At 67.6% G+C, this 10,033-nt stretch carries 9 protein-coding genes and 1 tRNA gene; 4 read left to right on the top strand and 6 right to left on the bottom strand.

The genetic code is table 11. The annotated features are described in order from the left end of the window. Window positions 1-538 precede the first annotated feature (538 nt). From QZ271_RS08405 to rpsL, 4 genes are all read right to left on the bottom strand, one after another. Window positions 539-892, bottom strand: coding sequence for a hypothetical protein (locus QZ271_RS08405; protein WP_291430436.1), 354 nt, complete (start codon window positions 890-892; stop codon window positions 539-541). Window positions 893-1,192: 300 nt separating this feature from the next. Then, window positions 1,193-3,286, bottom strand: a complete 2,094-nt coding sequence (gene fusA, locus QZ271_RS08400) for an elongation factor G (protein WP_291430434.1) — start codon at window positions 3,284-3,286, stop codon at window positions 1,193-1,195. 188 nt (window positions 3,287-3,474) lie between these two features. Beyond that, window positions 3,475-3,945: a 30S ribosomal protein S7 gene (gene rpsG, locus QZ271_RS08395; RefSeq protein ID WP_291430432.1), complete on the bottom strand. Its 471-nt coding sequence runs from the start codon at window positions 3,943-3,945 to the stop codon at window positions 3,475-3,477. A gap of 163 nt (window positions 3,946-4,108) precedes the next feature. Continuing rightward, window positions 4,109-4,516, bottom strand: a complete 408-nt coding sequence (rpsL, locus tag QZ271_RS08390; RefSeq protein ID WP_291430438.1) for a 30S ribosomal protein S12 — start codon at window positions 4,514-4,516, stop codon at window positions 4,109-4,111. 374 nt (window positions 4,517-4,890) lie between these two features. Between rpsL and QZ271_RS08385 the strand changes: the two genes are divergently transcribed. Further along, window positions 4,891-4,980 (top strand) — tRNA-Ser (locus QZ271_RS08385). Between the two features lie 48 nt (window positions 4,981-5,028). Here QZ271_RS08385 and QZ271_RS08380 read toward each other — a convergent pair. Further along, window positions 5,029-5,487, bottom strand: a complete 459-nt coding sequence (locus QZ271_RS08380) for a hypothetical protein (RefSeq protein ID WP_291430430.1) — start codon at window positions 5,485-5,487, stop codon at window positions 5,029-5,031. Between the two features lie 279 nt (window positions 5,488-5,766). On the opposite strand from QZ271_RS08380, the gene hflX reads away from it, so the two are divergent. The 3 genes from hflX (at window position 5,767) to QZ271_RS08365 (ending at window position 9,141) form a co-directional block, all read left to right on the top strand. Next, window positions 5,767-7,479: a GTPase HflX gene (gene hflX / locus QZ271_RS08375; RefSeq protein WP_291430427.1), complete on the top strand. Its 1,713-nt coding sequence runs from the start codon at window positions 5,767-5,769 to the stop codon at window positions 7,477-7,479. A 190-nt stretch (window positions 7,480-7,669) separates the two neighbouring features. Continuing rightward, window positions 7,670-8,608: an endonuclease/exonuclease/phosphatase family protein gene (locus QZ271_RS08370; RefSeq protein ID WP_291430425.1), complete on the top strand. Its 939-nt coding sequence runs from the start codon at window positions 7,670-7,672 to the stop codon at window positions 8,606-8,608. A 320-nt stretch (window positions 8,609-8,928) separates the two neighbouring features. Continuing rightward, window positions 8,929-9,141: a hypothetical protein gene (locus QZ271_RS08365; protein ID WP_291430424.1), complete on the top strand. Its 213-nt coding sequence runs from the start codon at window positions 8,929-8,931 to the stop codon at window positions 9,139-9,141. Between the two features lie 61 nt (window positions 9,142-9,202). Here QZ271_RS08365 and QZ271_RS08360 read toward each other — a convergent pair whose 3' ends face one another. Then, window positions 9,203-9,895, bottom strand: coding sequence for a M48 family metallopeptidase (locus tag QZ271_RS08360; protein WP_291430422.1), 693 nt, complete (start codon window positions 9,893-9,895; stop codon window positions 9,203-9,205). Window positions 9,896-10,033 lie beyond the last annotated feature (138 nt).

Raw genomic sequence — 10,033 nt, 5'->3', positions numbered from 1 at the left:
CTTGCCGTGGTCGACGTGACCGATGGTGCCCACGTTCACGTGGGGCTTGGTGCGTTCAAACGTTCCCTTAGCCATGTTCTTACTCCCTCCAAGAGGTGGACACACGCAAAACCGGCCCTTTGATCGGGTTCCCCCCGCGCATTCCGCAGGGTTCTGGTGGCGTGACCCACATTGGGTTGAATCTCGCCAGGGCAGTGTCCCGCCAAGCTGGCACGCTGCGCCGGAATCATTCCGTTCCTCGGCTGTGGGGGTGGCCCCGCAACTGGACCCGTGAATAACACGGCGCACCGAAGAATCAGGGTACAGGTTTTCCGGCCTGAGTTCAAGTGGCAGGCCAAACGAGAGAAAGTGCTACCGCACTTCCCTCCCCCCCTGACTGCCACGCAGCCTGAATGCCGCACACCTCATCCGCACTCCGCTGGCAGAGTGAGCACCAACCCTTTTATCCGAGCAGGACGAGTGGAGCGGACGCCGTTCCTGAAATGAACAACCCGGACCGGGGGGTTGCGAACGCAACAGACCGAACCCGTATCAGCGTCTAGCGAATGGTGTAGGCCTGCACCTGCCGGTCGAACGCGCCGATCAGCATGATGATGCCCAGAATGGGACCAAAAGGCAGGGCCAGCAGACTCAGGACCGCAATCACGATGGTCGATACCCGGCCCCAGGCGCGGCCTTCCAGCACTGCGCGGCGCGTGAAGTAGAGCCACAGGATCAGCGCGGCCGTCAACCCGAACGAAATCCACAGCACCTGCCAGATCTGAGCCTCGTCCAGGCGCACCGCGGTTCCCCCCTGGCTCAGCATGTCCAGCATTTCGTTCACGGCGGGCGCCGCAAAGGGCAAGGTCAGCAGTGAGATGCCGTTGTAGAACAGCGCAATCAGTAACGGCACTGTGATGAAGGACAGCCGGGGCGGGCGCGGCAGGGACTTGTCGGTCTGGGCATCAGTAGGCTGAGATCCAGGAGGCCGGGAGTCAGGCGGCTGGGAATCAGGAGGCCGGGAGTCAGGAGGCACAGTCATCACCTCTCAGAGTAACGCCTCGCGCTGACCGCCCGCTCTTGCGGCAGGCGCCCTGACGGACGGGAGGGGGCAGACCCTTTCGAGCCTGCCCCCTCCTGTCAACTTCGGTCCTGCGGCTGCCTGTACCCGGCCTCCACCCGCCGGCCGCTGGGACGCGGGCACCGCCCGGGGTTACTTCTTGATAAGCGCCTGGGCGATGTTGTTCGGCACCTGGGTGTAGTGGTCGAAGAACATGCTGTAGCTGGCGCGGCCCTGGGTCTTGGAGCGCATGTCGGTGGCGTACCCGAACATCTCGCTCAGGGGCACGAAGGCCTTGACGATCTGCGCGTTCCCGCGGGCTTCCATGCCCTGGATCTGGCCGCGGCGGCTGTTCAGGTCGCCGATGATGTCACCCATGAAGTCGTCGGGCACCGTGACCTCGACGCGCATGACGGGTTCCAGGATGGCGGGGCTGCCCTTCTGGACGGCTTCCTTGAGGCCCATGGAGCCGGCGATCTTGAAGGCCATTTCCGAGGAGTCCACTTCGTGGTAGCTGCCGTCGTAGATGGTGACTTTCACGTCAACCACGGGGAAGCCCAGCATGGGGCCGCTCTGCATGGCTTCTTCAACACCCTTCTGGGCTGGCCCGATGTACTCCTTGGGCACGGTGCCGCCGACGACGGCGTTCTCGAAGATGAAGCCAGCGCCGGGTTCCAGGGGTTCCACGCGCAGTTTCACGTGACCGTACTGGCCGCGACCACCGGACTGACGGGCAAACTTGCTGTCCACCTCGACCTGCTTGGTGATCGTCTCGCGGTAGGCGACCTGGGGCGCGCCGACGTTCGCGTCGACCTTGTACTCGCGGCGCAGGCGGTCCACCAGGATTTCCAGGTGCAGTTCGCCCATGCCGGCGATGGTGGTCTGGCCGCTTTCCTGGTCGGACTCCACGCGGAAGGTGGGGTCCTCTTCGGCCAGTTTCTGCAGGCCAATGCCCATTTTTTCCTGGTCGGCTTTCGTCTTGGGCTCGATGGCGAGCTTGATGACGGGCTCGGGCACGTCGATGCTTTCGAGCAGGACCTTATCGTCGCCGTCGCCGATCAGGGTGTTACCGGTGCCGGCGTCTTTCAGGCCGATCACGGCGCCGAGTTCCCCGGCCTTGAGCTCAGTGACTTCCTCGCGGCTGTTGGCGTGCATGCGCAGCAGGCGGCCCACGCGTTCACGCTTCTCTTTGGTCGCGTTGTACACGTAGCTGCCGGACTGCAGGGTGCCGGAGTAGATGCGCACGAAGGTCAGGCGGCCCACGTAGGGGTCGGCCATGATCTTGAAGGCCAGCGCGGCCAGTTTGCCATCGGGGTCCGCGGGGAACTCCATGGTTTCTTCGCTGTCCTCGATCTTGCCCTTGATCGCCGGGACTTCCAGCGGGCTGGGCAGGTAATCGACGACGGCGTCGAGCAGAAGCTGCACGCCCTTGTTCTTCAGCGCGCTTCCGCACAGCACGGGGAAGATGCGCTTCTCGATGGTGCCCTTGCGGATGGCGGCCACGAGTTCCTCGACGGTGGGTTCCTCGCCTTCGAGGTACTTCATCATCAGGTCTTCGTCGACTTCAGCGGCCGCTTCGATCAGCTGCGCGCGGATCTCGACGACCTTAGCGGCGTACTCGGCCGGGATGTCGGTTTCCTCGATGTCGGTACCCAGGTCGTTGGTGTAGAAGTGGGCGCGCTGACGCACGATGTCGATGATGCCCTTGAACTCGTTCTCGGCACCCATGGGGTACTGGATGGGCGCGGCGACGGCACCGAGGCGCTCTTTGATGTCGTTCAGCACCAGTTCGAAGCTGGCGCCGGTCTTGTCCATCTTGTTGCTGAACGCGATGCGGGGCACGCCGTAACGGTCGGCCTGACGCCACACGGTCTCGCTCTGCGGCTCGACGCCCTGACTGGAGTCGAACACGGCGACGGCACCGTCGAGCACGCGCATGCTGCGTTCGACTTCAATGGTGAAGTCCACGTGGCCGGGCGTGTCGATGATGTTCACGGTGTACTCTTCGCCGGTTGCCGAGTGCTTCCACTTGGCGGTGGTGGCGGCGGCCGTGATGGTGATGCCGCGCTCCCGCTCCTGCTCCATCCAGTCCATGGTGGCGGCGCCGTCGTGCACTTCGCCGATGTTGTGGGTGCGTCCGGTGTAGTACAGGATGCGCTCGGTGGTGGTGGTCTTACCGGCGTCGATGTGCGCGGCAATCCCGATGTTGCGGAAGTGGGTCAGATAGCTCTGGGCTTTGGTGGTCATAAGACTCCCTGATTCTGTCGGGTGACGTGTCTCGTCACCGTCAGCTCGGCATGGATTCGGCGTGAGGTGTTGCGTTCGGCGCGAGGGTCGTGGCCGGGGCCTGAGCCTCATGCGAGACGGACGGCGGGCGGGCCGCCGTCCGTCTCGCTCCCTTCAGCCCCCCCACACCGGGGGGACCTGCGGTGAGATTACCAGCGGTAGTGCGCGTAAGCGCGGTTGGCTTCCGCCATGCGCTCGATGTCGTCTTTCTTCTTGATGGCGCCGCCACGGCCCTGCGCGGCGTCCATGATTTCACCGGCCAGGCGCTCGATGGCGGTGCGCTCGGGGCGGCTCTCGACGGCGGCCATCATCCAGCGCAGCGTGAGGCTCTGCTGACGGCGGACACTGACCTCGACGGGCACCTGGTAGGTGCTGCCGCCCACGCGGCGGCTCCGCACTTCGACGCGGGGTTTGACGTTGTCAAAGGCCTGCTTGAAGATCTTCAGGGATTCCTGGCCGGTGCGTTCCTGCACGAGCTTCATGGCTCCGTAGAAGATGCGGCTGGCAAGGTTCTTCTTGCCGTCCTGCATGATGCGGTTGATGGTCGCGCTCACCAGCACGTCCTGGTAGACCAGGTCCGGCTGAATGACGCGCACTTCTGCTTGGCGGCGACGTGCCATGTTGACTCCCTTTGGCCCTGTCCGGTCCACTGTTGACCGTTCGGGGATTGCGCGCTCAGGCGCGAATAGCTTGCTTCACTGGCGTTCCCGCGTGGGAAGACCGGTTCACGGCGAAGGTCACGCGGACGCGGGCCACCGCTGCGGGCGGCCGGGTCGGGCGTGCTTACTTCTTCTTCGCGCCCGCAGCGGCGGCGGCGCCGGCCTTGGGCTTCTTGGTGCCGTACTTGGAGCGGCTCTTGTTGCGGTCCTTGACGCCCTGGGTGTCGAGGCTTCCGCGCACGATGTGGTAGCGCACACCGGGAAGGTCCTTGACACGGCCGCCGCGGATCAGCACGACGCTGTGCTCCTGCAGGTTGTGGCCTTCACCGGGGATGTACGCGGTGACTTCGAAGGCGCTCGACAGGCGCACGCGGGCGATCTTACGCAGCGCCGAGTTCGGCTTCTTGGGGGTGGTGGTCTTGACGACCGTGCACACGCCGCGGCGGAAGGGGCTGCCTTTCAGGGCAGGGACCTTGCTCTTTTTCTGGATCGTCTTGCGACCCTTACGGAGCAGTTGCTGGGTGGTAGGCAGGGTGAATCACTCCTAGGTTCTTAAGCAGGTGCTTGCGGGAGGGCGGGTCCGCCCACGCGTACGGGGCGGCGCTGGGTTGCGGGATCTGTCTGGAGGTGATCACTCACCGCCGGTTCCTGAGTCGCGCGGCCCCCCTGCTGGTATCCGCAGAGACGGAAGCAGGTGCGGCTGGGACAAAGGCGGGGTGGCGTGCCGAAAAACCCCCCTGGTGCAACCCGGAAGCCGGGGCAGTTTTCAACCTTGGCAGCATACGCTGCGCGCCCCCCTGCGCGCAAGGGTGTCGGCGCGGCTGCAAGGCTGGAGGTGGGGCTGGTGCGCGGCCCGGCGGCTGTGCTACACTCCCGGACGCCCGTTCAGGCGATCATCACAGGTGCGGAGAGGTGCCAGAGTGGTTGAATGGGTCAGTCTCGAAAACTGAAGTACGGGCAACTGTACCGTGGGTTCGAATCCCACCCTCTTCGCCAAGCACGAGCGCCGGATACTCTCCTTCAGAGAGGTCCGGCGCTCGCTGTTCAGCTCCGCGACCCGGCCGGCAGGGTCTCCCGGATGAAGCGCAGCACGGCCGCCTCGCGCGCCGCCTGCACGACCACGCCGTGGGCCTCACGCAGCGCCGCGGCGTTCAGGGGCCGGTACAGGGCGTCGTACAGCGCCTGCCCCGCGCCCGCCAGCGCCACGAGCTCTGCGCGCCACGCGGCGTCGTCGGGGACCCAGGTGGAAGGGTCAGTGGGGTCACCCAGCAGCGCGTGCGGGTCGGTCAGGGTGTCGGCCGTCAGTTGCAGGGCGTGGCGCAGGATCATCACGCGCGCCGCCACGCTGGGCTGACCGGAGTGCGGCGCACGCGCCTGAGCGGCCGTGAAGGCGTGCGCGGCGTGCAGCAGGCCCTCACCGGGCCCACTGAACAGGCCGCGCAGACCGCCGGGACCGTACAGCACTTCACGCAGGGTGTCACGCAGGAGTTCACGGTGAGGCATCACAGCGATGGTACGTCAGGTGGCGGATGCATTCCGGCCGCGCCCTCTCCTACCGTGGGGGCACGATGATCAAGACCTTGCAGTCAACGCACACGTTCCGCCCTGACCCCCTGCCGTAAACTGGGGTCACTGCCGGAACGCACGCCCTCCCGTCACGCGGACGCTGTCCGGGTGGCCTGAACGTGCGGTCTCCTCTCGACCAGCACCTCTCTCCCGTCCAGTGGACGCCGGCCCGGCGCCCGCCCGGACCACACAAGGAAGTGACCGAAGATAGATAAAGTGCACGGCAACACCTCGGGCCTGAGGCCCGCACAGCTGAAGTCCCTGGGAAACCTGTACCGCCGCCGGGTCGATCCGGGCCGCGTGGGCTCGCCGGAACTGGCGCGGAATCTCGCGGAACTGTCGAACGACCTCCGCCGTGAGGTGAGCGTCCTGATCGACCGGCGCGGCCGCGTGATCAGCGTCAGCGTGGCCGACGCCAAGGGCGCCGAATTCCCGGACCTGCGCATGGGCGAGAACCGCCTGAGCGGCTTTCACCTGCTGCACACCCACCCGCGCGGCGGCGGGCTGAGTAAGGGCGACCTGTCCACGCTGTTCCTGCGCCGCCTGGACGCCGTGACGGCCGTCGAGGTGCGGGGCGAGGGCCAGCCGGGACTGGTGCACACCGCGCACCTGACGCCCCCCGGCACGGTCGGCGAGGAAGAAGACTGGCGCATCCTTCCGCCCGTCCCGGCCTTCCAGATCGACGGGTTCGACCTGGGCGCACAGGTGCAGGCGCTGGAGGAAGAAATTGCCCGCGCTGCCCGCACCCGCGAGTCGAAGAAGGATCACGAGCGCGCCCTTCTGGTGCAGATCGACCAGGGGGAATTCGACGCCGAGGAACGCCTGGATGAACTGGCCGAACTGGCCCGCACCGCCGGCGCCGAGGTCGTTCACCGGGAACTCGTGTACCGCAAGAACCTCAAGGCCGGCACCCTGGTCGGAGCGGGCAAGCTGGAAGAACTCACCAGCCGCGCCTATCACCTGGATGCGGACCTGCTGATCTTCGGGCAGGAGCTCGGCCCGGCCCAGGCGCGCGAAATCGAGGCCGCCACGGGGCTGAAGATCATCGACCGCACGCAGCTGATCCTGGATATCTTCGCGCTGCACGCGCAGGGCGTGGAATCGCGCCTACAGGTGGAACTCGCGCAGCTGCGCTACATGAAACCCCGCTTGCTGGGCGCGGGCGCGGCCCTGTCCCGCATCGGCGGGGGCGGCGGCAGCGCGGCTGGCGGCGCCATTGGCACGCGCGGCCCCGGCGAGACGAAACTGGAGCTGGACCGCCGCCGCATCAACGACCGCCTGTCCTTCCTGGAAAAGCAGCTCGAAGGAGTCGCGCAGCGCCGCGAGGAACGCCGCAAGACCCGCGAACGCAACGCCGTACCCGTGATCAGCATCGTGGGGTACACCAACGCGGGCAAGAGCACCCTGCTGAACGCCTTCACGCACGCCGCCGAGGAACCCCGGCGCGTGCTGGCCGAGAACAAACTGTTCGCCACACTGCGCCCCACCAGCCGCCAGGGCTACCTGGAAGGCATCGGATCGGTCGTCCTGACCGACACCGTGGGATTTATCCGCGACCTGCCCAAGGACCTCACGCGCGCCTTCCGGTCCACCCTGGAGGAAATCGGGGACGCGGACGTGCTGCTGCACGTGGTGGACGCCGCCAGCCCCGGCGCGGACACCCGCCTGGACGCCGTGAACCGCATTCTGGAAGACCTGGGCTTCCGGGACCTGCCGACCGTGGTCGCGCTGAACAAGGCCGACGCCGCCGACCCGGAAGCGCTGGAACGCCAGATCGACCGCACGGACGGCGGCATTCCCGTCAGCGCGCTGCGGAACGTGGGCCTCGGTGACCTGAAGGACGCCCTGACCGACGCAGTCGCCCTGGTGCAGCGCCAGGAACTCGCCGCGCGTGAGGAAGCCCGCGACCTGGCGGCCCAGTACCGATAAGGACCGATAAGGACCGATAAGGACAGTACCGCCAGCCCATCGGGAGGGGGGGGCGAGGCCGCCTCTCCCCCCTTCTCTGGGGGTCTGGCTCTGGGTGTCTGGCTCTGGGTCGCTGGCTCTGGGTCGCTGGCTCTGGGTGGCCTGCTTTAGATGGACGGCTTGCCCTGTCCGTTGCGGCAGACTGCGCTCCATGAGGTTCGCCTGGATGACGCTGCTGATGGTGTGCCTGACCTGGGCGCTGGGTGAGTGGCCAGCCGAACGCACGCTGCCCACGCTGCTGCTGGCGTACGCGCCCCCGCTGCTGTGGGTGCTGGCGACCCTCCCGGCCCTGGCGTGGGCGCTGTGGCGGGGCCAGGGGCGGCGCCCGGCGCTGGCGGCGGTGTTTCTGGCCGTCTGGGGTGCGGGATTGCTGCACTGGCGGGCCGACGCAACGGGAACCGGGCCAACGCTGAGGGTCGTGACGTTCAACGTGCTGGGCGGGGCGCGCACCACGCCGGACAGACTGGCAGGCCGCCTGCGGGCCCTGAATGCGGACGTGCTGCTGCTTCAGGAATCGCGGTTCGTGCAGCCGGACTTCCGGATGGCGTTCCTGCGCGCCCTGCCGGGGTACGCGGTCGCGGAGGCCGGGGAGGTCATGACCCTGACGCGCCTGCCGCTGCTGGGCAGCCGCTCGGAAGCCCTGCCGGGCAATCACCGCAAACTGCTGGTCACGCGCCTGAAGTGGCGGGGTGAGCCGCTGACGGTCGTGAACGCGCACCTGGGGACCGTGCAGGTCAGTTCGGTCCTGACGGGTGATCTGGCGCGGGTGCGGCGCACGCGGGACGCCCGCGCCGGGCAGGTACAGGTGCTGCGGGCCGTCGCGCAGACGGCGCCGGGGCGGGTGCTGCTGGGCGGCGACCTGAACACCCCGCCGCGCGGGCAGGTGTACCGCGACCTGCGCGCCGCGTTCGGGCCGGACGCGCATGACCTCGCCGGGCGTGGGCCGGGCTGGACCTTTCCGTCGCTGCACGTGCGCATCGATCACCTGATGGGCCGGGGCCTGAGGCCCACACGGACTCAGGTGTTACCCTGGGCGCTCAGTGACCACCGGCCCCTGCTGGCCGAGTACCGCATGGAACAGCCCGACTGATACGGATTCCGATTGATTCGGTGCACTTCTGAATCAATCCGAGCGGATGCGAGTGGGAACAGCATACGGACTGCGGCTCATTCGGTATGGTCTCGCCGCTGCCGGTCGTGCCGATTACGGTGATCCTGCGCTTCCCTTTAGGCCAGCGGGCCGGGCTGGGCGCTCAGCGACCGGGCAGTGCAGGGGCATGCTCCGGTATGCCGTGCTTGCTGCGGCCCGTCCGGCTGGTGTGGATGGGCATGAAGGGCGCTTCATGCCGCTGTGCACTGCCGCCCACCGGGACGCGCCAGACTGGCCCATCCATGCCCAGGAGGTGCACCATGACTGGACCGTATGACCGTCCGCCCGCTCCCGCGACCGAACCCACTGGCACGCCCGCTCCGCTGCCCGAGCAGATGCCCGGACGCGGCGACATCGGCGAGATCAGCGACCCGCCCGTGAACCCGGACACGCCGGGGATGCCGGAACCCACCCCGACAGACAACCCGGATACGCCGGGCCTGCCGACACCGTCGCCCATGCCCGCGCTGTAAACCCGTTGCAGCCTGAAGGGTCAGGAGTCCGCAGTGGATTCCTGACCCCTAGGGCTGCCGCTCAGAGCGTGTGCCCGTGCTGCCGCAGCCACGCGCGTTGGGTCTGCCAGTCGGGCATCACGCGGGCCACGTGAACCCAGTAGCGCGGCGAGTGGTTCAGTTCGAGCAGGTGCGCGGCCTCGTGCAGCGCGACGTAGTGCAACACCGGCAGCGGCGCGCGGCTCAGGCGCCAGTGCAGTCGGATGTCGCCGTCCGAGGTGCAGCTGCCCCAGCGGCCCCGCGCCCCAGCAACCAGCACGCGCCGCAGCCGGTCCTGCGCACTCAGGCTGGCGGCGTACCCGGCCACCAGGGCGCCGTACGGTTCGCGCAGGGCGTGGCGCGTCCAGGCCTCCAGGGCAGACTCCGGGTCGTGGGCTGGGAGGTTCAGGGTGTCACCCCTGCGCTCCGGGTGGGTCACGCCCTGCACGAGGCGCAGGGTCAGGGCGTCGCCCAGGAACGCGAGCGGCTGGCCGTCCGCCAGTGGCGGCGGTGCAGACGGAATCGTGCGGGCGTACTGCGCGAGGTGCCCGGCCACCCAGTCGCGCCGGGCATTCAGAATCTCCAGCAGTTTGGTGTCCGGCACGCGGGCGGGGGCGTACAGCGTGACCTCGCCGGGTTTTACCTGCAGGGCCACGGTGCGGCGTCTGGCGCTGCGTTTCACAAGAACGGGAATCCCGGCCACCTGCCAGTCGGTTGGGGTTGCCGCGCCATTCATACCTGTCAGGAAAGCGCAGTTCGGGCCGGGGCGCCGTGACTCGCGTCACGCACCCCGGCCCACTCGCTGGCCGGATTTCCGGACTGAGACGGACTGCGGCTTCCTACCACCCAATCCGTATCTTGTTCCCACTCGCAT

The sequence above is a fragment of the Deinococcus sp. genome (genome assembly GCF_018260555.1).
Taxonomy (GTDB): domain Bacteria; phylum Deinococcota; class Deinococci; order Deinococcales; family Deinococcaceae; genus Deinococcus.
This window is presented reverse-complemented; position numbering and strand designations above follow the sequence as displayed.

What these genes read in the sequence shown, in the direction of transcription:
- QZ271_RS08365 (WP_291430424.1), top strand. Translation starts at nt 8,929, where the DNA reads ATGACTGGACCGTATGACCGTCCGCCCGCTCCCGCGACCGAACCCACT.
- QZ271_RS08360 (WP_291430422.1), bottom strand. Translation starts at nt 9,895, where the DNA reads ATGAATGGCGCGGCAACCCCAACCGACTGGCAGGTGGCCGGGATTCCC.
- QZ271_RS08370 (WP_291430425.1), top strand. Translation starts at nt 7,670, where the DNA reads ATGAGGTTCGCCTGGATGACGCTGCTGATGGTGTGCCTGACCTGGGCG.
- rpsG (WP_291430432.1), bottom strand. Translation starts at nt 3,945, where the DNA reads ATGGCACGTCGCCGCCAAGCAGAAGTGCGCGTCATTCAGCCGGACCTG.
- fusA (WP_291430434.1), bottom strand. Translation starts at nt 3,286, where the DNA reads ATGACCACCAAAGCCCAGAGCTATCTGACCCACTTCCGCAACATCGGG.
- QZ271_RS08380 (WP_291430430.1), bottom strand. Translation starts at nt 5,487, where the DNA reads ATGCCTCACCGTGAACTCCTGCGTGACACCCTGCGTGAAGTGCTGTAC.